This window comes from Pseudomonas sp. GW821-FHT09D08 (assembly GCF_059416305.1).
In genome coordinates this window covers 558,332-582,996 of record NZ_JBWKOX010000003.1, presented here as the reverse complement: position 1 = coordinate 582,996, position 24,665 = coordinate 558,332, and the positions used below count along the sequence as shown (strand labels likewise).

Annotated in this window: 18 protein-coding genes; 11 read left to right on the top strand and 7 right to left on the bottom strand. The window is 60.8% G+C overall.

What is annotated here, in order from left to right; genetic code table 11:
• The 7 genes from ispG (at position 1) to AC07OP_RS08835 (ending at position 7,922) form a co-directional block, all read left to right on the top strand.
• Positions 1–1,110, top strand: a complete 1,110-nt coding sequence (gene ispG, locus AC07OP_RS08865) for a flavodoxin-dependent (E)-4-hydroxy-3-methylbut-2-enyl-diphosphate synthase (RefSeq protein WP_003175952.1) — start codon at positions 1–3, stop codon at positions 1,108–1,110.
• A 23-nt stretch (positions 1,111–1,133) separates the two neighbouring features.
• The gene (gene hisS, locus AC07OP_RS08860; protein WP_092489908.1) at positions 1,134–2,423 is read left to right on the top strand and encodes a histidine--tRNA ligase; all 1,290 of its coding nucleotides are present in this window, start codon (positions 1,134–1,136) and stop codon (positions 2,421–2,423) included.
• Positions 2,424–2,464: 41 nt separating this feature from the next.
• On the top strand, positions 2,465–3,106 hold the full coding sequence (locus tag AC07OP_RS08855) for a YfgM family protein (protein WP_027605420.1): 642 nt from the start codon (positions 2,465–2,467) through the stop codon (positions 3,104–3,106).
• A complete protein-coding gene (gene bamB / locus AC07OP_RS08850; protein WP_027605421.1) occupies positions 3,099–4,250 on the top strand; it encodes an outer membrane protein assembly factor BamB in 1,152 nt (383 codons plus the stop codon). The genes AC07OP_RS08855 and bamB overlap by 8 nt, the downstream gene beginning before the upstream one ends.
• 139 nt (positions 4,251–4,389) lie before the next feature.
• Complete coding sequence (gene der, locus AC07OP_RS08845) at positions 4,390–5,859, top strand: ribosome biogenesis GTPase Der (protein ID WP_005791167.1); 1,470 nt, start codon at positions 4,390–4,392, stop codon at positions 5,857–5,859.
• Positions 5,860–5,994: 135 nt separating this feature from the next.
• Positions 5,995–7,143 (top strand): pyridoxal phosphate-dependent aminotransferase, encoded by a 1,149-nt coding sequence (locus AC07OP_RS08840; protein WP_115487244.1) that lies wholly within the window; start codon positions 5,995–5,997, stop codon positions 7,141–7,143.
• A complete protein-coding gene (locus AC07OP_RS08835) occupies positions 7,131–7,922 on the top strand; it encodes an amidohydrolase (RefSeq protein WP_092358464.1) in 792 nt (263 codons plus the stop codon). The genes AC07OP_RS08840 and AC07OP_RS08835 overlap by 13 nt, the downstream gene beginning before the upstream one ends.
• Before the next feature lie 90 nt (positions 7,923–8,012).
• Here the strand turns inward: AC07OP_RS08835 and leuA are convergent, their stop codons facing one another.
• From leuA to AC07OP_RS08815, 4 genes are all read right to left on the bottom strand, one after another.
• Entirely contained in the window at positions 8,013–9,692 is a 1,680-nt protein-coding gene (gene leuA / locus AC07OP_RS08830; protein ID WP_027605424.1) for a 2-isopropylmalate synthase, read from the bottom strand.
• A gap of 324 nt (positions 9,693–10,016) precedes the next feature.
• A complete protein-coding gene (locus tag AC07OP_RS08825; protein WP_495100472.1) occupies positions 10,017–10,838 on the bottom strand; it encodes a peptidoglycan DD-metalloendopeptidase family protein in 822 nt (273 codons plus the stop codon).
• 3 nt (positions 10,839–10,841) lie between these two features.
• Positions 10,842–12,221, bottom strand: coding sequence for an exodeoxyribonuclease VII large subunit (gene xseA / locus AC07OP_RS08820; protein WP_027605426.1), 1,380 nt, complete (start codon positions 12,219–12,221; stop codon positions 10,842–10,844).
• Between the two features lie 10 nt (positions 12,222–12,231).
• Entirely contained in the window at positions 12,232–13,122 is an 891-nt protein-coding gene (locus AC07OP_RS08815; protein ID WP_092489912.1) for a LysR family transcriptional regulator, read from the bottom strand.
• Positions 13,123–13,221: 99 nt separating this feature from the next.
• Between AC07OP_RS08815 and AC07OP_RS08810 the strand changes: the two genes are divergently transcribed.
• From AC07OP_RS08810 to guaA, 4 genes are all read left to right on the top strand, one after another.
• Positions 13,222–13,989 carry a sulfite exporter TauE/SafE family protein gene (locus tag AC07OP_RS08810; RefSeq protein WP_115487240.1) on the top strand — a complete coding sequence of 256 codons (768 nt, stop codon included), beginning with the start codon at positions 13,222–13,224 and terminating at the stop codon, positions 13,987–13,989.
• Between the two features lie 91 nt (positions 13,990–14,080).
• Positions 14,081–14,629, top strand: a complete 549-nt coding sequence (locus tag AC07OP_RS08805; protein ID WP_141155945.1) for a sugar ABC transporter ATPase — start codon at positions 14,081–14,083, stop codon at positions 14,627–14,629.
• A gap of 104 nt (positions 14,630–14,733) precedes the next feature.
• Positions 14,734–16,203: an IMP dehydrogenase gene (gene guaB, locus AC07OP_RS08800; RefSeq protein ID WP_017478674.1), complete on the top strand. Its 1,470-nt coding sequence runs from the start codon at positions 14,734–14,736 to the stop codon at positions 16,201–16,203.
• 81 nt (positions 16,204–16,284) lie between these two features.
• The gene (gene guaA / locus AC07OP_RS08795) at positions 16,285–17,862 is read left to right on the top strand and encodes a glutamine-hydrolyzing GMP synthase (protein WP_027605430.1); all 1,578 of its coding nucleotides are present in this window, start codon (positions 16,285–16,287) and stop codon (positions 17,860–17,862) included.
• Positions 17,863–18,018: 156 nt separating this feature from the next.
• Here the strand turns inward: guaA and AC07OP_RS08790 are convergent, their stop codons facing one another.
• The 3 genes from AC07OP_RS08790 to AC07OP_RS08780 all read right to left on the bottom strand — a co-directional run bounded on the left by AC07OP_RS08790 (position 18,019) and on the right by AC07OP_RS08780 (position 24,646).
• Positions 18,019–20,322 carry an autotransporter family protein gene (locus AC07OP_RS08790; RefSeq protein ID WP_495100473.1) on the bottom strand — a complete coding sequence of 768 codons (2,304 nt, stop codon included), beginning with the start codon at positions 20,320–20,322 and terminating at the stop codon, positions 18,019–18,021.
• Between the two features lie 269 nt (positions 20,323–20,591).
• A complete protein-coding gene (locus tag AC07OP_RS08785) occupies positions 20,592–21,431 on the bottom strand; it encodes an alpha/beta hydrolase (RefSeq protein ID WP_495100721.1) in 840 nt (279 codons plus the stop codon).
• 155 nt (positions 21,432–21,586) lie between these two features.
• Positions 21,587–24,646 (bottom strand): membrane-targeted effector domain-containing toxin, encoded by a 3,060-nt coding sequence (locus AC07OP_RS08780; RefSeq protein WP_495100474.1) that lies wholly within the window; start codon positions 24,644–24,646, stop codon positions 21,587–21,589.
• Between the last annotated feature and the right edge of the window lie 19 nt (positions 24,647–24,665).

Here is a 24,665-nt window from a genome sequence, read left to right as displayed (position 1 = left end):
ATGCACGGCGAATCTCCAATCAAACGTCGCGTATCGCGCAAGATCTGGGTCGGCTCGGTGCCGGTGGGTGGCGACGCCCCCATCGCGGTACAGAGCATGACCAACAGCGACACCAATGACGTTGCCGCTACCGTTGCCCAGATCAATCGCCTGGAAGCGGCCGGGGTAGACATCGTTCGGGTATCCGTCCCGGACATGGACGCTGCCGAGGCGTTCGGTCGCATCAAGCAGCTGGTCAAGGTGCCGCTGGTGGCCGACATTCACTTCGACTACAAGATCGCCCTGCGCGTGGCCGAGTTGGGTGTCGATTGCCTGCGTATCAACCCGGGCAACATCGGTCGTGAAGACCGTGTGCGCGCTGTGGTGGACGCTGCTCGTGATCGCGGGATCCCGATCCGCATCGGCGTCAACGCCGGTTCCCTGGAAAAAGACCTGCAAAAGAAGTACGGCGAGCCGACCCCGGCAGCGCTGGTCGAGTCTGCACTGCGTCACGTTGAACACCTCGAACGCCTGAACTTCCAGGACTTCAAGGTCAGCGTAAAGGCCTCCGACGTGTTCATGGCGGTGGAAGCCTACCGCCTGCTGGCCAAGGAAATCGTGCAGCCGTTGCACCTGGGGATCACCGAAGCCGGCGGTTTGCGCTCAGGCACAGTGAAATCTGCGGTGGGTCTCGGTATGCTGCTCGCCGAAGGGATTGGCGATACTATCCGCATCTCGTTGGCGGCAGACCCGGTAGAGGAAGTGAAAGTCGGCTACGACATTCTCAAATCCCTGCGTTTGCGTTCACGCGGTATCAACTTCATTGCCTGCCCGAGTTGCTCGCGGCAGAACTTCGACGTGGTGAAAACCATGAACGACCTTGAGTTGCGCCTCGAAGACCTGCTGGTGCCGCTGGATGTTGCAGTGATCGGTTGTGTGGTCAACGGCCCGGGTGAAGCCAAGGAAGCCCATGTGGGCTTGACCGGCGGTACACCGAACCTGATTTACATCGACGGTAAGCCGTCGCAGAAGTTAACGAATGACAATCTGGTGGATGAGCTGGAAAAGCTGATCCGCGAGAAAGCGGCCGAAAAGGTCGCGGCTGACGCAGCGCTGATCGCTCGCGGCTGATTGGACGAATTTAAGGATTTGATGTGAGCAAGTCTCTGCAAGCCATTCGTGGCATGAACGACATCCTGCCGGAGCAAACGCCGCTGTGGCGCTACTTCGAGGGGACTGTCGCGCGCCTGCTGGATAACTACGGTTACAAGCAGATCCGCATGCCGATCGTCGAGTTCACCGAGCTGTTCAAGCGCTCCATCGGTGAAGTGACCGACATCGTCGAAAAAGAGATGTACACCTTTGAAGACCGTAACGGCGACTCCCTGACCTTGCGTCCGGAAGGTACCGCCGCGTGCGTGCGCGCCGTGCTTGAGCATGGCCTCACCGGTGCTGGCCAGCCGCAGAAACTGTGGTACATCGGCCCGATGTTCCGTCACGAACGTCCACAGAAAGGCCGTTATCGCCAGTTTCATCAGATCGGCCTGGAAGTGTTCAACATCGACGGCCCGGACATCGACGCGGAGCTGATCGTGCTGACGTGGCGCCTATGGGGCCTGCTGGGCATCCGCGACGCGGTCAAGCTTGAGCTCAACAGCTTGGGCACCAGTGAATCCCGCGGCCGCTATAAAGTGGCCCTGGTCGAGTACCTGTCCGCCCATCTGGACAAGTTGGATGAAGACAGCCAGCGTCGTTTGAAGACCAACCCGTTGCGCGTCCTCGATACCAAGAACGCCGACACCCAGGCCGTGCTGGTCAATGCACCGAAAATGGCCGATTACCTGGACGACGAATCCCGCATTCACTTCGAAGGCCTCAAGGCTCGTCTGGACGCGGCCGGCATTCCGTTCGTGATCAATACCAAGCTGGTGCGTGGCCTCGATTACTACAGCAAGACCGTGTTCGAGTGGGTCACCGACAAGCTCGGCGCCCAGGGTACCGTGTGTGCGGGTGGCCGTTACGACGGCCTGGTCGAGCAGATGGGCGGCAAGCCGACCACCGGCGTAGGCTTCGCCATGGGGATCGAGCGGCTGATCCTGCTGCTGGAAACCCTGGAGAAGGTTCCGGAAGAAATCTCCCGTCAGGTGGACGTGTACCTGTGCGCCTTTGGCGAGGCCGCCGAACTGGCTGCCCTGGCCCTGAGCGAAAAAGTACGTGACCAGTTGCCCAACCTGCGCCTTCAGGTCAATGCCGGCGCAGGCAGCTTCAAGAGCCAGTTCAAGAAGGCCGACAAGAGCGGTGCGCTGTACGCACTGATCCTTGGCGATGACGAGCTGGCCCAGCAAGTGATAGGTTTCAAACCCCTGCGTGGCCAGGGCGAGCAACAGAACATTGCCTTTGATGCGCTCGCTGCGCACTTGGCCACCTGCGTCGTGCAGGGTTGAAGCTGTCGAACAGCCGAATTTAGCGATTAAGGAGTATTGGGGTGTCGAGTACTGATGATGAGCAGTTGGCCGAGTTCAAGGACTGGTGGCAGCGTAACGGCAAGCCCCTGGTTACTGGCGGTCTGCTGGCTTTAGTGGTGGTGTTCGGCTGGCAAGCCTGGACAAAGTATCAGGCCAACCAGTCCCAGGGCGCCTCGATCGTTTATCAGCAATTGCTGGAAACCACCCTGACGCCGGACGGCAAGCCCGACCCCGCGCAGGTTGCAGACCTGGCAGGCAAGCTGAAGAACGAATTCGGCGGCAGCACCTACGCCCAATACGGCAGCCTGTTCGTCGCGAAAGTCGCGGTCGATACCGGCAAGCTGGATGACGCCGCCGCAGAACTCAAGGCCATCGCCGACAAGCCGACCAACCCGACCCTGGGTGAAATCGCGCGTCAGCGCCTGGCCCAGGTATTGGCGGCACAGAACAAGGCTGACGAAGCACTCAAACTGCTCGACGGCGATGCGGACAAGGCATTTGTAGCCACTCGCGAAGAGCTCAAGGGCGACCTGTTGGTCCAATTGGGTCGTACCGACGAAGCCAATGCTGCGTACAAGAAAGCCAAGGCGGCGCTGTCTGATGAAGCGGCGGTCGGTGGCTTACAAATCAAGCTGGACGACTTGGCCAAAGGGGATGCATGACGTGATCCGTTGGAAACATGCAGCATTGCTGGCTCTGGCCGTTCTGGCCGCGGGTTGCAGCAGCAACAGTAAAAAAGAACTGCCTCCGGCCGAGCTGACCAGCTTCAAGGAAGAAGTCGTCCTGCAAAAGCAATGGAGCCGCTCCATCGGTGACGGCCAGGGCGAGACCTACAACATGCTGGTGCCGGCAATCGACGGTGACAACATTGTGGCCGCTGACGTGACCGGCGTGGTGATCTCCATGGATCGCATGAACGGCGACGTGAAGTGGAAGAAAGACCTCGAATTGCCTGTATCCGGCGCCGTAGGCGTGGGTTACGGCATGGTCATGCTCGGCACGCTCAAGGGCGAAGTCGTGGCGCTGGACTCCAGCACCGGTGAAGAGAAATGGCGCGCTCGCGTGACCAGTGAAGTCCTCGCACCGCCTGCCACCAACGGCGATATCGTCGTGGTGCAAACCCAGGATGACCGTGTGATCGGCCTGGACGCCAGCACCGGCGAACAGCGTTGGTTGTACGACAGCACCCCGGCGGTGCTGACCTTGCGCGGTACCAGTGGTCCGGTTGTGACCAACAATCTGGCCGTTGCAGGCCTGTCGACCGGTAAAGTAGTCGCCTTGGACACCAGGAACGGCGTGCCGGCCTGGGAAACCCGTGTGGCCATCCCCCAAGGTCGTTCCGAGCTGGATCGCGTAGTGGACATCGACGGTGGCTTGCTGCTGTCGGGTGAAACCCTCTACGTCGCCACTTACCAGGGCCGCGTTGCCGCGTTGGACCTGCAGAGCGGCCGTGTCAACTGGCAGCGTGATGCTTCCAGTTATGCGGGTGTCGCCCAAGGGTTTGGCAGCGTCTACGTAAGCCTGGCGTCCGGCACCGTTGAAAGTGTCGACGAGCGTTCCACCACTGCACTGTGGAGCAATGACTCCCTGGCCCGTCGTCAACTGTCGGCCCCGGAAGTGTTCTCCAGCTATGTAGCGGTCGGCGACTTCGAAGGCTACCTGCACCTGCTGAGCCAGGTGGATGGTCGTTTTGTAGGTCGTGAGCGTATCGACAGCGACGGCCTGCGTGCCCGTCCGCTGGTGGTGGGCAACATGCTTTATGTTTACGGCAACAGCGGCAAGCTGGAAGCCCTGACCATCAAGTAAAGGTTTGACTATGCTTGGGGTAAAACCCAGGCGGCCCCGCTTCGGCGGGGCATGCGGCATTTGAATATGCTGCCCCGAGCACCAGCCGCTGCCTTGCAGCGGCTTTTGTATTTTCTGAAATAACGAAGTGGAGAGCCGCATGGTTCCCGTAATCGCCCTGGTGGGCCGACCTAACGTCGGCAAGTCCACCTTGTTCAACCGCCTGACCAGGACTCGTGACGCCATCGTCGGCGACTTGTCCGGTCTGACCCGTGATCGCCAATACGGTGAGGCAAAGTGGCAAGGGCGCTCCTACATTATTGTCGACACCGGTGGTATCTCCGGTGATGAGCATGGCATGGACGAAAAGATGGCCGAGCAGTCCCTGCTGGCCATTGAAGAAGCCGATGTCGTGTTGTTCCTGGTGGACGCCCGCGCGGGCTACACCGCTGCCGACCAGATGATTGGCGAGCACCTGCGCAAGCGCAACAAGCGTTCCTATCTGGTCGCCAACAAGATCGACAACATCGACCCTGAGGCGGCCCGTGCCGAATTCAGCCCGATGGGTCTTGGCGACGCGATCCCGGTCGCCGGCGCCCACGGTCGCGGCATCACCCAGATGCTGGAAATCGCCCTGCGCGACTTCCCCAAGGATGACGTCGAGGAAGAAGAAGGCGAAGAAGAGATCGTTGCCGAAGGCGAGGAAGCCAAGCGCATTCCGGGTCCAAGCGAAAAAGACGGTATCAAGATCGCAATCATCGGCCGCCCGAACGTGGGCAAGTCGACCCTGGTCAACCGTATGCTCGGTGAAGACCGGGTAATCGTCTACGACCAGCCCGGCACCACCCGCGACAGCATCTACATCCCGTTCGAGCGTAACGACGAGAAGTACACGCTGATCGACACCGCCGGTGTGCGCAAGCGCGGCAAGATCCACGAGGAAGTTGAAAAGTTCTCCGTGGTGAAAACCCTGCAGGCGATCAAAGACGCCAACGTGGTGATCTTCGTGATGGACGCCCGCGAAGGCGTGGTGGACCACGACCTCAACCTGCTGGGCTTTGCCCTCGAAGCCGGTCGGGCGCTGGTTATCGCGATCAACAAGTGGGACGGCATGACGCCGAGCGAGCGCGATTTCGTCAAGATCGAGCTGCAGCGCCGCCTGTTCTTCGTCGAGTTCGCCGATATCCACTTTATCTCGGCCCTGCACGGCACGGGTGTGGGCAATCTCTACGCTTCCGTACAGAACTCGTTCAAGTCTGCGGTCACCCGTTGGCCGACCAACCGCCTGACCCAGATCCTCGAAGACGCCGTCGGCGAGCACGCACCGCCGATGGTCAACAACCGCCGGATCAAACTGCGTTACGCCCACTTGGGTGGTGCCAACCCGCCGATTATCGTGATCCACGGTAACCAGATCGAGAAGGTACCCAAGTCCTATGTGCGTTATCTGGAAAACACCTACCGCCGTGTCCTAAAACTGGTTGGTACGCCGATCCGTATCGAGTTCAAGGGTGGCGAGAACCCGTACGAAGGCAACAAGAACACATTGACTGACCGTCAGGTGAACAAGAAGCGTCGTTTGATGACTCACCACAAGAAGGCCGACAAGAAGCGTCGCGACAAGAAATAGCAGCCGCTTCACGTTGTAAGTTACAGGCTGCAAGAGAGGGCTCCTTTGGAGCCCTTTTTTGTGCCTGGCGGTTTGTCGCTTGACCTGCTTGCAGCTTGCAGCTTAAAACTTGCAGCTCACCCGAAGGGGGCTCCCATGATCACCAGCAAGCTGCCAAATGTCGGCACGACCATTTTCACCACCATGTCGCAACTCGCTGCCGAAACCGGCGCGCTCAACCTGTCCCAGGGGTTTCCCGACTTCAATGGGCCTCAGGCGTTGCTCGATGCCGTGGGCAAACATGTTGCCAGCGGGCACAACCAATATTCACCGATGACCGGCCTGCCGGCCCTGCGCCAGCAAGTGGCGGCCAAGATTGCCCGCAGCTATGGCGCCACGGTGAATGCCGACAGTGAAGTGACCATCACCCCTGGCGCCACCGCCGCGATCTTCTGCGCGATCCAGGCGGTGATTCGCACTGGCGATGAGGTCATTGTGTTCGACCCCTGCTACGACAGCTATGAGCCCTCGGTTGAACTGGCCGGTGGCCGCTGCGTGCATGTGCAACTGAGCCTGCAAGGCTTTGCATTGGACTTCGAGAAGATCAAGGCTGCGCTGTCGCCACGTACGCGCATGATCATCCTCAATACCCCGCACAACCCAACCGGCGCGCTGATCAGCCGCGCTGAGCTGGACCAGTTGGCCGAACTGATCCGCGACCGCGATATCTACCTGGTCAGCGACGAGGTCTACGAACACCTGGTATTCGACGGCGTGCCCCACGTCAGCGTGCTGGCCCATGAAGAGCTGTACCCGCGGGCGTTCGTGGTCAGCTCCTTCGGCAAGACCTACCACGTTACCGGCTGGAAAACCGGCTACGTGGTCGCGCCCCCGGCCCTGACGGCCGAACTGCGCAAGGTGCATCAATACGTCAATTTTTGTGGCGTGACCCCGTTGCAGTTCGCGTTGGCCGATTTCATGGCCGAACACCCGGAGCACGTCGATGAACTGCCGGGGTTCTACCAGGCCAAGCGCGACCTGTTCTGCGACCTGCTGGCACCGTCGCGTTTCAGTTTTAGCCGAGTGGCCGGCACCTACTTCCAGTTGGTCGATTACTCACAAATACGCCCGGACCTGGATGACGTCGCCATGTCCCTGTGGATGACCCGCGAGCATGGTGTGGCGACCATCCCGGTCTCGGTGTTCTACCAGAGCCCACCGCAAGGCCAGCGCCTGGTGCGCCTGTGTTTTGCCAAACGCGAGGAGACGCTGCGACAAGCGGCGGAAAAACTATGCGTGATCTGACGGCATTGCCTGACTTGAATATCGCCCTGGTCCAGACCACCCTGGCCTGGCACGACCGCCAGGCCAACCTCGAGCATTTCGAGGGGCTGCTGGAGCAGGCCCGCGGCGCCGACCTGATCGTGCTGCCGGAAATGTTCACCACCGGTTTCTCCATGGCGTCGCAAACCCTCGCCGAGCCGGAAAACGGCCCGACCCATCAGTGGCTCCAGGCCCAGGCTGCGAAGTACAACGCCGTGATCACCGGCAGCGTGATTATCCAGGCCGCTGATGGCAGCCACCGCAACCGCCTGTTGTGGGCGCGGCCGGATGGCGAGGTGTTGCACTACGACAAGCGTCATCTGTTTCGTATGGCCGGTGAACACAATCACTACACCCCCGGCGAGCGCCAGGTGCAGTTCGAATTGAAAGGCTGGCGTGTTCGGCCGCTGATTTGCTACGACCTGCGCTTCCCGGTGTGGAGTCGGGATGCCCACGACACTGACTTGCTGCTCTACACCGCCAATTGGCCGGGGGCGCGGCGCCAGCACTGGAACCGCTTGTTGCCGGCGCGGGCTATCGAGAACCTGTGCTACGTAGCGGCGGTGAATCGAGTGGGCACCGACGGCAAAGGCTTTGCCTACACCGGCGATAGCCAGGTGCTGGATTTCCAGGGCGAGAGCCTGCTGAGTGCGGGGGAGGCCGACGGTGTGTTCCAGGTGTGCCTGGGCGCGGCTGAACTGGCGGCGTATCGCACCAGGTTTCCGGCGAACCTGGATGCCGATAGCTTTCAGTTTGTCTGACAGGCCGTTATCGGGGGCAATCCAAATCTGAAACTCAATAAAAAAGGCCCCTGGGTTCTCACCCAGGGGCCTTCTGTATGACGGCGAAGGTTACGCCGCTTTCGCTTCCTGCTGGCTCAACGAGCGGTTCAGCGCACTGAACAGTGCCTTGAAGCTCGCCGTGGTGATGTTTTCATCAATACCCACGCCATGCACCGGGCGTTCACCGTTCACACGCAGTTCGATATAGGCCGCGGCCTTGGCGTTGGTGCCTGCGCCGATGGCATGTTCGTTGTAGTCCATGATCTCCACCCCAATCGGCAGGCCGGCCACCAGCGCTTCCAGTGCGCCGTTGCCCTTGCCTTTCCAGTGCAGGTTGGTTTCGCCCTGGCCCTTGCCCGAGACTTCCACTTCGACAAAGCTGTTGCCGTTTTCTTCCTGCAGGCGATGGCTGACCAGCGCGTACGGGGTGTTGGCCTGCAGGTATTCACGCTGCAGCAAGGCGTAGATCTGCGGTGCGGTCATCTCCAGGCCCACGCGGTCGGTTTCGGCCTGGACCACCTGGCTGAATTCGATCTGCATGCGGCGTGGCAAGCTGATGTCGTATTCCTGCTCCAGCAGGTAGGCGATGCCGCCTTTGCCCGACTGGCTGTTCACCCGAATCACCGCCTCGTAGCTGCGACCGATATCGGCCGGATCGATCGGCAAGTACGGCACTTCCCACAGCGCATCCTCTTTCTGCTGGGAGAAGCCCTTGCGGATCGCGTCCTGGTGAGAACCGGAGAAGGCGGTATGCACCAGATCGCCGACGTACGGATGACGGGGGTGAACCTGGATCTGGTTGCACTCCTCGACGACTTTACGCACGCCGTCGATGTCGGAGAAGTCCAGCTGCGGGTCGAGGCCCTGGGTGTACATGTTCAACGCCACGGTGACGAGGTCGACGTTACCGGTACGCTCGCCGTTACCGAACAGGCAACCCTCGACACGGTCCGCGCCGGCCATCAGGCCCAGCTCGGTGGCGGCTACGCCGGTGCCGCGGTCGTTGTGGGTGTGCAGGCTGATGATCACGCTGTCGCGACGGTTGATATGGCGACCGAACCACTCGATCTGGTCGGCATAGATGTTCGGCGTGGCGCACTCGACGGTGGCCGGCAGGTTGAGGATCATCTTGTGCTCAGGCGTCGGGTTCCAGACCTCGATCACCGCATCACAGACTTCCTTGGCAAACTCCAGCTCGGTAGCGCTGAAGGTCTCCGGCGAGTATTCGAAGGTCCACTGGGTTTCCGGCTGCTGGGCAGCGTACTTGACGAACAGCTTGGCCGCGTTGACCGCGATGGCCTTGATGCCGTCCTTGTCCTGGTTGAACACGATGCGGCGGAACGACGGCGAGGTGGCGTTGTACAGGTGCACGATGGCCTTTTTGGCGCCGCGCAGGGATTCGAAGGTGCGTGCGATCAAGTCTTCACGGCCCTGGGTCAGCACCTGGATGGTGGTGTCCTCGGGGATGTGGTTGTCTTCGATCAGGGTGCGCACGAAGTCGAAGTCGGTTTGCGAGGCGGCAGGGAACGAAGCCTCGATTTCCTTCACGCCGACGGCAACCAGGGTCTTCCAGAAGCGCAGTTTTTTCACCGCGTCCATCGGCTCGATCAGCGACTGGTTGCCATCACGCAGGTCGGAGCTGCACCAGATCGGCGCGGTGGTGATGGTTTTGGACGGCCAGGTGCGATCCGGGATGTCGATGGTCGGAAACGCGCGGTACTTCGAAGACGGGTCTTTGAGCATGCTCATCGGGAAATCCTTTGTTGTAGGGGCCGAGAAAAGGCGGCCTGCCGTAGAACTGTTTTTAGGGATAAAACGTAAAGACGAGGCAGATCGATTCAGCCTGGCAGTCGTGCGCTGACAAGGCACAGGCTGCGGTGCTGGCGGAGCTGAATGAGGGTGTGAGAGGTTTTCATAAGCTCAACCCTAACCGCCGGGGTGAAAGATGGCAAGCAGTCGCTAAAAATTGAGAGAAGTTCTTTTATCTGCGTAAGAAACGGGATTTTATGGTTGTGAATTGCGCCGGGGCTAGATTAAATTGCGCGACCGTTATCGTGCGCGCAATCGCTTCATTCACGGTTGGAACGCCCCGATGAAAATCGCCGGGTCGACCCGTGCATCGTTCAGGCTCACATTCCAGTGCATATGCGGTCCGGTGGCGCGGCCGGTTGCGCCGACCTTGCCCACCACCGTACCGCGCACCAGTTGATCGCCGACTTTTACATCGATCTTCGACATGTGGCAGAACATGCTGATAAAGCCCTGGCCGTGGTCGACAAACACGGTATTGCCGTTGAAGAAGTAGTTACCGACCAGAATCACCTTGCCGTTCGCCGGAGTCTTGATCGGCGTGCCTGCGGGTACGGCGAAATCCAGGCCCGAATGCGGGTTGCGTTCTTCACCGTTGAAAAAGCGACGCACACCGAACTTGCTCGACAGCGGCCCGTTCACCGGCTTATCCAGCACCAGATTGCTTGGCAGGTTGGGGCTGAAGCTGCGATAGGCCTTGATCTGTACCGCCAGTTCCGCCTCGATGCGCTTGAGTTGCGCTGGGGCCGGGTTGACCTGGCTTTTGTTCTTCAGGGTGATGCGCTGTTCCGGGTACTTCTTGTAACCAACGATAAACGGCAGGCTGCGCCCGCCGCTGCTGATGCGCTCGTTGCCCGGCTTGACCGTCAGCGGGATGCCCACAATCGCCAGCCAGTTGTCCTGCTCCTTCACCACCAGTACCGGTTTGCCCTGGTACGTGGCTTTCGGCGCGGTAGCCGAAGAGCCGAGTTCAACCACCGCAACGCCGCCGGGCACCGGCTTGTTCAAGGTACGGCTGATATAGCTGTCGGCATGAGCGTTAACGGCGAGGCATAGCAGCAACAACACACTAAAGAAACGTGGCATCAATCAATCCAATAACGAAAGGGTGACGGGGGTCAGGTGGTTGTCTTCCACCCGCACCTGCAATTGGCCTTCACCGAGGCGCGCGGTGAGGCGCTGGCCGGTGTGGGTCTGTGCGGCGTTGCGGATGGCCTGGCCACGCTCGTCGAGCAAAATGCTGTAGCCACGGCCCAAGGTTGCCAGCGGGCTGACCACCTGCAACGTCTGCACCTGGCTTTGCAGTTGCAGGCGACGCGCCTTGAGGCCTTCGCGCATGGCGCGGGGCAGGCGCTCGGCAAGGCTGTCCAGGCGCTGGCGCAGCAGGGCCAACTGGCGCCCCGGATGCTGGCCGGCGAGGCGGGTTTCCAGGCGGATCAGGCGTTCGCGACGGGTATTGAGGTTGCGCTCGAAGGCGCGGCGCAGGCGCATATCCAGGTCGTCCAGGCGCTGGGCCTGCTGGCGCAGACGTTCGCCGGGGTGCCGCAGGCGCCGGGCCATGCCTTCCAGGCGCAGGCGGTCGTGGGTCAGGCGATTGCGCATCAGCATCACCAGGCGGCGGTGCAGGCTTTCGACCTGGCGCACCAGGTTACTGGCGTCGGGGGCCAGCAACTCAGCGGCCGCCGAAGGTGTGGGCGCGCGTACGTCGGCAACGAAATCGCTGATGGACACATCGGTCTCATGGCCGACCGCACTGACGATCGGCGTCACGCACGCGTCCACCGCGCGGGCCACGGCCTCTTCGTTGAAGCACCAGAGGTCTTCCAGCGAGCCGCCGCCACGGGCCAGGATCAGCGCGTCAAAGCCACGGGCATCCGCCAGCTTCAGCGCGCGCACAATCTGCGGGATCGCTTCGCGGCCTTGTACGGCGGTGGGGATCAACGTCAATTGCACCTGGGGCGCGCGACGACGGAACACGCTGATGATGTCGCGGATCACCGCACCGGTGGGCGAACTGATAATGCCGATGCGGCGCGGGTGCGCGGGCAGCGGCACCTTGCGTTCGGCACTGAACAGGCCCTCGGCGCTGAGTTTTTCCTTCAGGGCATCGAAGGCCAGGCGCAGCGCGCCATCCCCGGCGGGTTCGACGGTATCGAGGATCAACTGGTAGTCGCCACGGCCCTCGAACAGCGAGACCTTGCCGCGCACCTTCACCGCCAGGCCATCCTTCAACGCCTGGCGGACCCGCGCGGCGTTATTGCGAAACAGCGCACAACGCACCTGGGCGCCACTGTCCTTGAGGGTGAAGTACACATGGCCGGAGGCCGGGCGGGCGAGGTTGGAGATCTCGCCTTCGACCCAGATATTGGTGAACACGTCTTCCAGCAACACCCGCGCGCGGCCGTTGAGCTGGCTGACAGTCAGGACTTCGCGGTCCAGGCCCAAGCGGGCAAAGGGATCTTTAATCATGGGCGGCAGTTTATAGGCATTCGCGCAGGGTTTGACAGAACTGCTCCACCAACGCGCTCGGTGACTGCTGGCAGGCCAGGGCGACGGTGCTCAGGCAGTCCGGGTCGGCCAGGGGCAAAAAGTACACGTTGGCGGGGGCGATGTCCTGCATGGACTTTGGCAGCAAGGCTATACCGAAACCGGCCTGGATCAACTGCAACTGGGTGGTCTTGCGTGACATTACTCGCGCGGCCTTGGGGAAAAATCCCGCACGCATGCACAGTTCGGCCGACAGATAACTCAGGCCGCCACGCTGGGGATGGGGGATCGAGATAAACGCCTGGTCTTTCAGTTGCTCCAGTTCGATGGGCGCCTGGCTGCGTGCCAGCGCATGACTCACAGGCACGGCTAGCAGCAGGGGTTCGCTGTATAAAGGCATGACCCGCACACCTTCGCGCTGGCGCAGCACGGGTAAGCGCAGCACCCCGACCTCCAGGCGACCGTCGGCGATTTCTTCCAACTGCGCTTCGGAGGACAGTTTGCCGATATCCATCGACACCCCAGGGCAGCGCTCCAGCCAGGTGCCGATGCCTTGCAGTAAAGGCCCGCTCATCGGCACGGTGCTCGAATGGCTGAGGCGCAGCGTGCCCAATTCGCCGTTGCCCACTTGGGTCGCCATCTGGCTGGCCTTGAGCAATTCGCTCAGCAGGTTGCGTGCCCGTGGATAGAAGGCTTCACCGGCGGCGGTCAGCCGCGGCTGGCGCGCGGTGCGTTCGAACAGCGGGGTTTGCAGTTGGTTTTCCAGCTCCTTGATCTGCCGGCTCAGGGCCGATTGCGCCACGAACAAACGTTCGGCGGCCGCACTGAAGCTGCCGCTGTCGGCGATTTCGACGAAGTAACGCAGTTGGCGGGTGGAGATCACGCGTCATGCCTTTTCGAGATGGGTGGAGGGCTTTGAAGATATTAGTCGCATCCCTCACCGATGGCTAAAGTGATGGTCATCTTCAATAAGGAATTACCCATGAGCCCGGTTGAGCTGATGAGTCAGTGGTCGTTTGGTGGTATGGATTGGCTGGTGATCGGTCTGGGCATCGTCGTGGCCTATATCGTATTTGGCATCGCTGGCTTCGGTACGGCGCTGGTGGCGGGGCCGATCCTACTTGTGTTTATGCCACTGTCGAAGATCATCCCGCTGTTGGTGCTGCTGGATTTCGTCGCTGCCTTCGGCGGCCTGCTGCAAACGCGGCGTGACGTGAACAAGGCTGAGTTGCTGCGCCTGCTGCCGTGCATGGCCATCGGTTGCACCCTGGGCGTGGTGTTTCTGCTCAACCTGCATTCGGACCTGTTGCTGCTGCTGATGGGGCTGTTTATCAGCGCCTATGCGATCTACAGCCTGGCGGTGAAAACCCGGCCAACGCAGCTGGCCGCTGGCTGGTCGATCCCCATGGGCACCATAGGCGGGTTGTTCGGTGCGTTGTTCGGCAGTGGTGGCTTTTTATATGCAATCTACCTCAACAGCCGCTTGCCCAAGGACGCGGCGCGCGCCACCCAAAGCGCGTTGATCAGTTGCAGCACGGTGGTGCGCTTGAGCCTGTTCCTGATCGCCGGGGTGTATGCTGACTGGCCGCTGCTGATGTTGGCGCTGTGCCTGCTGCCGGCGATGGCCCTGGGGCTGTGGTGTGGGCGCAGGCTGACCATGCGCATGTCCCGTGAGGCCTTCGTCCGGCTGGTGACGTGGTTGGTGCTGGCCAGTGGCATTGCGTTGATTGGGCGGTATTTGAGCACTTGACCTGATTTCTTCAGGGATTAAGCTGCCGTCCTCCCGGGCCTCATCGCGGGCTTGTCCGCGATGAGGCCAGAAGCCACGCCGCAGGTCCCCCATGAATTCCCAAAGCATCCTTGTCCCGAAAATCTCCACCTTGCCCGTCCACGAACCCCGCGCCCGGGCGATCGTGCGGTGGCTGGTGCGCAAGAACATCATCAAGGAAGAACTGACCACCTGTGGCCGCACCGGCAACCGCATGGCCTATGCCCTGGCCGACGGCGCCCGCGCCGTGGTGCTGCACCCCGAGGCGCTGCCGTTCAACGAGCCGATCAATGGCCTGGAGATCATCTACAAGCGCTGCATCTATACCCCGGCCAAGGGCTTTCTCGAAGAAGCCGGCTGCCCGGAATGCCTCAAGGAAGTCGGCGAGGCGCTGTTCGAAAGCCTGGAAGACTGGATGCCCGGCCACACCGACAACTTCACCTGCCCGCTGTGTGGGCATGAAGATGACATCAACGGCTTCCTGTTCCTGCAGGCGTGCGGGTTTTCCAACCTGGGGTTCATCTTCAACAACTGGGCGGAGGCGGGGTTCAAGCAGAGCTTTATCGACGAATTCGCCGATTGGCTGGACCAGAAGATCAGCTGGGTCAAAGTCGAGCTGTAGTCCTTCTATCACTATTCCCAAATATGTCAGAGTTTTACATTGAGACCTGGGGGGTGTCTGAGTATAATGGCGCGCTTCCATTTTCCCGCTCGGGAGCCCCCGCGATGCTGCGTATCAGCCAAGAAGCTCTGACATTCGACGACATTCTCCTAGTGCCCGGTTATTCCGAGGTGCTTCCTAACGAAGTCAGTCTCAAGACCCGCCTAACCCGTGGCATCGAGCTGAATATTCCCCTGGTTTCCGCTGCCATGGACACCGTCACCGAAGCCCGTTTGGCAATCGCCATGGCTCAGGAAGGCGGCATCGGCATCATCCACAAGAACATGACCATCGAGCAGCAAGCTGCCGAAGTGCGCAAGGTCAAGCGTTACGAAGCCGGTGTGGTGAAGGATCCGATCACCATCGAAGCCGACGCTACCGTGCGTGACCTGTTCGACCTGACTCGCCTGCACAACATCTCCGGCGTTCCGGTACTGCACGATGGCGACCTGGTCGGCATCGTCACTTCCCGTGACGTGCGTTTCGAGAACCGTCTTGAAGTCACCGTCCGCGAAGTGATGACGCCTAAAGAGCGCCTCGTGACTGTCAAGGAAGGCGCCGACAAGAACGACGTGCGCGAACTGCTGCACAAGCACCGTATCGAGCGCGTGCTGATCGTCGACGACAAATTCGCCCTCAAGGGCATGATGACCGTCAACGACATCGAAAAAGCCAAGGCTTACCCGCTGGCCAGCAAGGATGACCAAGGTCGTCTGCGCGTCGGCGCTGCGGTCGGTACCGGCAAAGACACCGGCGACCGCGTAGCGGCCCTGGTGGCGGCCGGTGTTGACGTGGTGGTGGTCGACACCGCCCACGGTCACTCCAAAGGCGTGATCGACCGCGTTCGCTGGGTCAAGCAGAACTTCCCTGAGGTGCAGGTGATCGGCGGCAACATTGCCACCGGCGCTGCCGCCAAGGCCCTGGCCGAAGCCGGTGCCGATGCGGTCAAGGTCGGTATCGGCCCTGGCTCGATCTGCACCACGCGTATCGTCGCCGGTGTGGGCGTGCCGCAAATCAGCGCCATCGCCAACGTCGCCGCTGCCCTTGAAGGCACTGGCGTACCGTTGATCGCCGACGGCGGCATTCGTTTCTCCGGTGACCTGTCCAAGGCCATCGTTGCCGGTGCTTCCTGCGTAATGATGGGCTCGATGTTCGCCGGTACCGAAGAAGCGCCGGGCGAGATCGAACTGTTCCAGGGCCGTTCCTACAAGGCTTACCGCGGCATGGGTTCGCTGGGCGCCATGTCCCAGGCGCAAGGCTCTTCCGACCGTTACTTCCAGGACTCTTCGGCAGGCGCCGAGAAGCTCGTACCGGAAGGCATCGAAGGCCGTGTGCCGTACAAGGGCACCCTGAGCGCCATCATCCATCAACTGATGGGCGGCCTGCGCTCCTCGATGGGCTACACCGGCAGCGCCGACATCGAAGAAATGCGCACCAAGCCAGAGTTCGTACGGATCACCGGCGCCGGCATGGCTGAATCCCATGTCCACGACGTGCAGATCACCAAGGAAGCGCCAAACTACCGCGTAGGTTGAGGCTTCCAGCAAAACGTTAAGTAACCGGGGCTGTTCTTTCAGCCCCGAGTTGTTTCTGATTCATTAGACGAGACTGACTTCATGGCCCTCGACATTCACGCCCACCGCATCCTGATCCTCGACTTCGGTTCCCAGTACACCCAGCTGATCGCCCGCCGCGTGCGTGAAATCGGCGTGTATTGCGAACTGCACCCGTTCGACATGGATGACGAAGCGATCCGCGAATTCGCACCGAAAGGCGTCATCCTCGCCGGTGGCCCCGAGTCCGTGCACGAAGCCAACAGCCCGCGTTGCCCGCAAGCCGTGTTCGACCTGGGTGTTCCTGTCTTTGGTATCTGCTACGGCATGCAGACCATGGCCGAGCAACTGGGCGGCAAGGTTGAAGGTTCCGAGCTGCGTGAATTCGGTTATGCCCGTGTCGACGTGGTCGGCAAGAGCCGCCTGCTGGACGGCATCGAAGACCACATCGACGCCGATGGCCTGTTCGGCCTCGACGTGTGGATGAGCCACGGTGACAAGGTCACCAGGATGCCGGAAGACTTCCACATCCTGGCCAGCACCCCGAGCTGCCCGATCGCCGGCATGTTCAGCGACGAGCGTCGCTACTACGGCGTGCAGTTCCACCCGGAAGTGACCCACACCAAGCAAGGCGGGCGCATCCTGTCGCGCTTCATCCTCGACATCTGCGAGTGTGAAGCCCTGTGGACCCCGTCGAAAATCGCTGAAGACGCGATCGCCAACGTGCGCGCCCAGGTCGGCACCGACAACGTGCTGCTCGGCCTGTCCGGCGGCGTTGACTCCTCCGTGGTTGCTGCGCTGCTGCACAAGGCCATCGGCGACCAACTGACCTGCGTGTTCGTCGACAACGGCCTGCTGCGTCTGCACGAAGGTGAGCAAGTGATGGCCATGTTCGCCGAGAACATGGGCGTCAAGGTGATCCGCGCCAACGCCGAAGAGCAGTTCTTGAACAACCTGGCCGGCGAGTCCGACCCGGAGAAGAAGCGCAAGATCATCGGCCGCACTTTCATCGACGTGTTCGATGCCCAGTCCAACAAGCTGGACAACATCAAGTACCTCGCCCAGGGCACCATCTACCCCGACGTGATCGAGTCGGCCGGCGCCAAGAGCGGCAAGGCCCACGTGATCAAGTCCCACCACAACGTGGGTGGCCTGCCTGAGGAAATGAACCTCAAGCTGGTAGAACCGCTGCGCGAACTGTTCAAGGACGAAGTCCGCCGTCTGGGCCTGGAGCTCGGCCTGCCGTACGACATGGTCTACCGCCACCCATTCCCAGGCCCGGGCCTGGGCGTGCGCATCCTCGGTGAAGTGAAGAAGGAATACGCCGACCTGCTGCGTCGTGCCGACCACATCTTCATCGAAGAACTGCGCAAGGCCGACTGGTACCACAAGGTCAGCCAGGCGTTCGTGGTGTTCCAGCCGGTTAAGTCCGTAGGCGTTGTAGGCGATGGCCGTCGTTACGCCTGGGTTGTGGCCCTGCGTGCGGTAGAAACCATCGACTTCATGACCGCCCGTTGGGCACACCTGCCGTACGAACTGCTGGAGACTGTCAGCGGCCGTATCATCAATGAGATCGAAGGTATTTCGCGCGTTACTTATGACGTGTCGAGCAAGCCGCCTGCGACGATTGAGTGGGAGTAAGGCTGATCCGCAACCACCTGACGCATAGGTAAAAAACCAGGTGGCTGCGATTTTTCCACGTCATCAATGGCTCGGTTCATGGTGCGTGGTGCGGGTCTCATCTGAAACAACAAAGCCCGCATTGGCGGGCTTTGTTGTTTCAGACGAACACGTTAATCAGAAGTCGTAACGCACGTTCGCAGTGAAGGTGTCGGCGTCGAAACCGCTGCTGGTCAGGTAGTTGTACATCCCTCCCACGCTCCACGCGCCCACGCGGTAGTTCGCGCCCAGTCCCAGCTCGTAGCTGTCGCGCGCGGGTGTCGCACCGGTGGTGGTGAACGGGGTGCCGCCGAGCACGAAGGTGGAGGTGGTACCGGCCTTGTCGCCGATGAAATCGTGCCAGGCCATCAGCTTGGCTTCCGGTTCCAGGCTGCCCACGCCTACGTCAAAGGCGGCCGCCAGGCGAGCGCCCAGGCCCATTTCGCCGATTTCATAACGCTGGCTGCCGACGTTGAGGGCGGCTGAGCTGCCTTTTTCACGGTACGAATCAATCGATACGTTGGCATAGCGCGCACCGACCTGTGGTTCCAGCAGCCACTGTTTGTCGAGTTGGAACGTGTAGCCTGCCAGTGCGTTGACGCCGAAGATCTCACTGTCGTAGTCGGCCTTGGCGCGGGTGCCGGCGATGTAGCGTTTGGACTCGTTGTCGTTCCAGCCATACATCAGCGAGGTGTCGACGAAGAAGTTGTCACGGGCCCAGTTGCCATACAGGGTCAATGCATGGCCGCTGACGTCGGTTTTGTTGCCCAGGTCGGATTTGACGTCGCTGGTCAGGTAGCTGTAAGCCAAGCCCACGGTGGTATCGGTGTTGAGTTTACCGTCGGCACCCACGGCTATGCCGTTGCTGTTGGCGTCGTAGCCGTCGATACCGTGGCGGCTGTCCTGGTTGGCATCGCTGGACAGCGCTTGCAGCCATACGCCTTGTTCTGCCAGGACGTCACCGGAGGACAGGCCGCTACGTGCTTTGCTGGCGCGGCGGTTGATGGCACTTGCGACCAGGTTCTGGCTGTTGGTGGCGGCGTTGATCGCCCCACGGCTGACGTCCGGGGCCAGGGTTTCGGCAAGCTTGGCCAGCTCTTCACTGGTGGCGGCGTTGGCGAAACGCTGGAATACCGGGTCGCTTTCGTCCATCTGGCCCAGGGCCGTGTTCTTGAGCGGCGTGATGGCGTTCACCGCATTGCGCGAACCGCGGGCACCCAGCAGGTCTTGTGTGATCACCTCATCACTGCGGGTGGCAACCAGTGCTTTCACGTCCTGGCCTTCGATGCCGAAGTTCCTCACTTCAAGCAGCGCTGAGGAGGAAACCACGGACAGGTTCTGCGGGTCTTCCCAAGTGCCAGAGTTAATGAGGGTGTAGCGGGTGCCCTGGGCCGACGTGCGGAAGTCGTCGGAGCGAGCCTGCAGTTCGACCTGGCTGCCTGGAGAGAAGAAGGTATTGCCGGTGACTTTCAGGATCGGCGTGTTGGGCTGCGTGTTGTTATCCAGCAGCAGGCGCAGGCGCGCAGTGTCGCTGTCCATGTCGAGGTCGCCCACAATCGTGGTCTGCGGGCGAAGCAGAGTCAGGCGGCCACCGTCGATATCGACGTAACCGGCGCGGATGGTCGAGCCATCGAACATCGCGTCCCCTCGCACCAGCACACCACTCAGGCCCAGCAGGTCACCCTTGACCTGACCACCCTGCCAGTAGAAATACGAAGGGGAGGTATTGTCGTCCGCCAGAATGGCTGCGGTGCCGCCTTCGATGAGGCCACCTGTCTGCCTGATGGAGAGCATGTCGAAACCGCCGGAGGTGTCGAGGCTGCGAAAGCGGATACCGACCCCGTCAGCGGAGATAGTCCCGCTGTTGTTGATATCACTCTTGAAGGGAGCGCCTGCCATCTGGCCGGTAAAGTGTGCTTTCTCGATGTCGATACCCACAGAGTCGATGCCACGCGCGGTGATAGTGCCCGAGTTATTGATGCGCGCCTGGGTCGAGGTGATCAGCATGCCTTCGGCATTTGTGCCAGTCACAGTGATGTTGCCGTTGTTGTTCACTTCACCAGCGATTTTTGCCAGATACAGGTCCAGCCCGACGGCGGCGTTGCCGCTCACCGTAATGTCGCCATTATTTACCAAGTCGCCACCGACGTTGGAATTGAGGGTCATGGCGATACCGGACGGGAAGTCGGTAGGGGTCGCAGCCGTCAGGTTGATTTTGCCCTGGTTGACCAAGTTACCCGCCAGGGTCACATTCATCAGATTTACACCTGCGTTTTGCGACGTCCCGGTGAAGGTGGCGTTATTGAAAACCTCATCGGAGCTGCTGTACGCCCCTGTACTCAGGTCGTAGTTGAGGTCGGGTGCGGCTGCGGCATGGACCGTGGCAGTGGCAGCCGCGACGGACAGCGCCAACAACGAGCGGCGCAGGTGGGAAATGTTCAAGGCAGTATCCTTACAGGGCAAAAACTGACAGGGAATAACGCACGCGTCAGCGTCAGTTTTTAGGCATCCCTGCCAGCTTGTCAGTGAGTGCTGATTCAAGCGCGCTCGAATTTACACGATGCCTGTAGGACAATTCATCATAAAAATAATTAATGCCGAACAAAAAGCTAAAAAATGCGACGTCCCAGTTGTTTTTTGAAGTTTTACGGGAGCATTCAGCAATAATCGGAACTTTAAAGTCGCTATTGCAGTCCCGGGCGGGTCAGGCACTAGGGGGAAGGGGATTCGGATGTTTTTAAACGGACCTTCCCGCCCTCAATCTGAGGATTCTCATGTGCCAACGGGGTTTTGACCCATCGGCTCCAAGTCGCTTCCCACCCACTGTCGTGGTTTGCTCCTGGTACAGGAACGTATTGGGAGAGGGGGGAGTCAAGCGCCTGTTGGTACTTATCAGCTAGCTTACCGGGAATAATCAGGTCTGCTTCTCCGACGAGATGACGCTGGGGTACTAAGGCGAGTCGATCACGGTAGTCCAGCGGATCCAGTGAACCGTCGAGCGGCGACAGCCCTTTCATCGTCGCCCACAGGCGTGGACTGAGATTGCCAGCAAGGGTCTGCACCTGGGTAACATCATTGCGCTGCGCCGCTAACAATAATGCGAGAGCGGCACCACCTGAATACCCCACCAGTTCGAACTCACTATTGCCATATCGCTGTTTTAGTTGGTCCAACGCCTGGCTGAGGCGGGTGACCACTTCCTGGGAAAATCGTCGGTTGGTCCAGAGTGCTGGCTGACAGGCTGCGGTCATGACGAACTGGCAGGGGCGTGCCAGGTACGCATTCGGTGTCGGATCATCGACCGCCAGCCGTGGCACTAACAGATTGTGCGGGCTCGGATCCAGGCTGGGTTGAGTGACCGTCGCCCAGGAATGGCCATCGCCTTCCAGGTAGACACGCAGGCGAGTCATCTTTTCTGCCGTGCGCGGCGCAAGTATGAAGAGGGGGAAGGTGTGTCCCGGCAGGACCTCCAATTGTCGTCCGTGCTCTTCAGCCAGTTGTTGCAGCGCCTCGCGCGGCGATTGGCAGGCGATGAGAAGCGCGCTGACCATCACCATCCAGGCTTTATAGAGGCAGGCTAATGTCCGACGACAGGGAAAGTGTTTATTCATAGGAAAGGCAAAGTCTGAGTCTGATGGCGGGGGCATCGACACCCTCCGCTAGAGTGAGTAAAAAACCTGGCCTCGGCCAGGTTTTTTATTACCTGTCAGGCAGGAAGCCGACTTTGCAGACTCATGCCCATATTGGTGAGGGCGCTGGACAGCTGTTCCAGCGTGGGGAACCGTATGTCATGCACGCCTGCCCAGGCCGGGCGGTCGATGTAAAAGCTGCCGTCGGCCAGCCGATTGATGGGTGTCGCAACGATGCCCCTGTCTCTGCTGTGATGCCGCAGGGTGTAGTTGCCCTGGTTTTCGTCGATCAGGTACATGCCCTTGCGAAACAGCAGCCTCTGCTGTTGCTCCAATGTCCTGTGCACCGGCGGTGCTTCCACTTGTACGCGCAGGTCGGCATGCAAGGTGTCGAAGCTGTCACCGATGCTTTCATGACTGGGGGCGCTGTCGCGATCAATGGCGATGCCGGGGTCGATACGCACCTCGTTGCCTTGCCCCGGAAAGACCTCTTCTATACGTAGACCGATACCTCCTTCCAGTTCACTGAGACCGGCGAACCCATTGAAGGTGTTGATGTTTCTGGCGCCGGTCAGTACCAGCCATTTACCGCCGCCGTTCAGCGCTCTGTCGGCTTGAACAAGGATGTGGGCGAGGTAATTGCTCATCACCTGCTCTGAAAGATCGGCGATAGGGGTGGGGTATTTGTAATGGGCTGCGCAGTCGATAGCCTGCACGCGTATGCCATTGGCCCTGGCGGTCTTGACCAGTTCCAGTTCGTTGAACCGCCCGGATGGATCGGTGCCCAGCTTGCCAAGGTAGCTTTCCAGGTCCTCCGGCATCTCGCCGGTCTGGAAGTAGTGGTTCAGATCATCCTGGGCGAAGTCGTTGAGCAGGCGCCGCATATACAGGGTTTTCACGCCTTTGCGCGCGAAGAGCGGCATGTTGTTGATCACCAGGCGGGTGCTGGTGATGCGGTCCAGGGTTTCACCGATGACGTAGCCCGGTAGGTCTTCGGGCAGGCGTTCGAGGACTTCTTCGAAGACCGTTGTCGGTTCAAAGGCGGGGATGTCCGGACGAGGTGGCAGGCGGGTCCAGGACAGTTCCTTGTAGAAGTCTTGTGCTGATTGCAGCAGTTTGCGCTGAGTTTCGCCGAAGTAGTAGGTGAAGCGGTCAATGCGGCCGAAGCGGCTGTGAACATGGGTTTCAGTGAGGCCCATTGCCCAGCGTTTCACTTCCGGGCGGGTGGATGGCGGGGTATCGAAGGGGCTGGTCACCCTGCGCAGCGAGTGGGGTGGCGTGGTCATCGCTTGTGGCGGTGGCGGGACCTGCGAGGGGGCCGGCCTACGGGCGCTTTTGCTGGAGTTTCCCCCGCCGCCTTTCAAACCGTTGCCGTGGGGCACAGGTTCCCATTCGTTGAGTTCGTTCAGGCGCACCGGCAGCGCGCCGGAAAAGCCATGGGGGTTGTTCGGGTCGACAATCGCCCAATGCCCACGACCGTTGGGGTCGGCTTCGTAGCGCACGTAATAGGCTTGGTCGTTCATCAGGATGGCTTGCTGAGGCATGCCGTCGGAGGTCCGCAGGCTATAGACCTGCTGGAACTTTCCGGGGGCGGTATCCAGGTGTTCTCCTTCCAGTATCAGGTTGGCCTGGTAGGTGGCAGGTACCACAGGCTCAGGCACCGGCGGTGCGCTGGCGGGCGCTGTGGGCGGCGTCAGCTCAATGGGCTCCGTTGCGAGGGTATCGGCTGCTTCGGCGATATCGGGCATGACCCCGTCGGCTTTCAACAGTGCCAGGTTAAACAGCGTATCGATGGCACTGAATATCGCGCCCAGCTCCCCGGCGTGGCGTTCGGCCGGGGTCTTGCCGTTGATGGCCTGGTCGATGTTCAGGCCAAGATTTGCCGCACTGGCCCCCACGACCACCAACGCCACCGGCCAGCCGACCACGGCCATCGGGCCGAAGGTTTTGCCAAAGGCGTTGAGGTAGCCAATCCAGAGTTTCTTGCGCAGGTCGCCATTGCTGCGCAGGGAAAAATCCGCGTCGTTGCGCATGCGCGTCTGACTCGATTGCGCCAGCCAGGTAAAGGCATCGTCCTCGATGGTCTGGTCGGCTTGATTGATCAGGCGGTGGTCCCAGGTGCCCCAGTCGACAAACAACTGGTCGAGTTGGTGGGACAGGCCCTTGTCCACCCAGTCCGGCGGCAAGGTACCCGCCAGGGCCTGGGCGGTGCGATAGATCAGCACGGGGGTGAGCAGCATCTGTTTCCACGTCACGGCATCGGTGTCGTCCTGCTGCACCTGGGCTGACAGTGGAAAGTGAGCCATGAAGCGTGCGCGATTATCCGGGTGGCTGGTCTGGTTCAGCAGCCAGAAATGCAGGTCAGCTGCGGTCTCGAAACAGTGGAAGGCCTGGGACTCACCCGGAACGTAGAGAATTTGCCGGCCATCGCCGTCGACGATGCGCAGGATATCCGTAGCGGTATGTCCACCAATATCCAGCGCCGCCACACGCAGTCCGCCGACTGAAGGGGCCTTGGCTTGCAGGTTGGACAGGGTTGGAGGCCAGCACAGATTGCTGGCCAGGGCTCGAATCACCGTCTGCAACTGCGACTTGCTGAGATGCCCGGCCTGTTGTGCTTGCAGGGCCTCGGCCAGGCAGTTGACCTTGGCCAGGGTGCGAAAATCATCGAAGTGAGCGCGCCAGAATGCATCCATGCGCGTGGTGTAGCGATCGCTGAAATTGATCGCCCAGAAGTCCTTGAGCACCGCGCTGGCGGACAGCGGCACTTCGTTATGCTGATCGAATAGCCGCGCCTCGGCACCCTCGCGATAAAAGCCACCATCCCCGTCGAGCAGGTCGGCATTGTCCTGGTCATGGACCTCGAAGCGGTGAATGACCAACTGCGTCAGCGTCATCGACGCCTGGGGTTTTTCGTTGTGGCTCCAGCCCGTAAACGTCGCCGGATCACCGACGCCGCCGTTGAAGCGGTGCCAGTGCACGTGATCGGGATCCAGGGTCGCCAGACCGTGTTTTGCGAGAATCTCGCGGGCGGCCTCGATGGCCATCCTCTGCATGTTCGGGCACGCATCCAGCACGATGGGCGCCAGGGCCCTGAGTTGTTGCTGAGCGGCGGGGGAGGTATTGGCAAGCGGCATGCTGCTCTCCTTAAGGGGG

Bases quoted from the DNA above. Each gene is read 5' to 3' on its own strand.
- AC07OP_RS08805 (WP_141155945.1), top strand. From the start codon at position 14,081: ATGAATTCCCAAAGCATCCTTGTCCCGAAAATCTCCACCTTGCCCGTC.
- ispG (WP_003175952.1), top strand. From the start codon at position 1: ATGCACGGCGAATCTCCAATCAAACGTCGCGTATCGCGCAAGATCTGG.
- AC07OP_RS08785 (WP_495100721.1), bottom strand. From the start codon at position 21,431: ATGGTCAGCGCGCTTCTCATCGCCTGCCAATCGCCGCGCGAGGCGCTG.
- AC07OP_RS08810 (WP_115487240.1), top strand. From the start codon at position 13,222: ATGAGCCCGGTTGAGCTGATGAGTCAGTGGTCGTTTGGTGGTATGGAT.
- guaA (WP_027605430.1), top strand. From the start codon at position 16,285: ATGGCCCTCGACATTCACGCCCACCGCATCCTGATCCTCGACTTCGGT.
- AC07OP_RS08840 (WP_115487244.1), top strand. From the start codon at position 5,995: ATGATCACCAGCAAGCTGCCAAATGTCGGCACGACCATTTTCACCACC.
- AC07OP_RS08835 (WP_092358464.1), top strand. From the start codon at position 7,131: ATGCGTGATCTGACGGCATTGCCTGACTTGAATATCGCCCTGGTCCAG.
- xseA (WP_027605426.1), bottom strand. From the start codon at position 12,221: ATGATTAAAGATCCCTTTGCCCGCTTGGGCCTGGACCGCGAAGTCCTG.
- AC07OP_RS08780 (WP_495100474.1), bottom strand. From the start codon at position 24,646: ATGCCGCTTGCCAATACCTCCCCCGCCGCTCAGCAACAACTCAGGGCC.
- der (WP_005791167.1), top strand. From the start codon at position 4,390: ATGGTTCCCGTAATCGCCCTGGTGGGCCGACCTAACGTCGGCAAGTCC.
- guaB (WP_017478674.1), top strand. From the start codon at position 14,734: ATGCTGCGTATCAGCCAAGAAGCTCTGACATTCGACGACATTCTCCTA.
- leuA (WP_027605424.1), bottom strand. From the start codon at position 9,692: ATGAGCATGCTCAAAGACCCGTCTTCGAAGTACCGCGCGTTTCCGACC.
- AC07OP_RS08825 (WP_495100472.1), bottom strand. From the start codon at position 10,838: ATGCCACGTTTCTTTAGTGTGTTGTTGCTGCTATGCCTCGCCGTTAAC.
- bamB (WP_027605421.1), top strand. From the start codon at position 3,099: ATGCATGACGTGATCCGTTGGAAACATGCAGCATTGCTGGCTCTGGCC.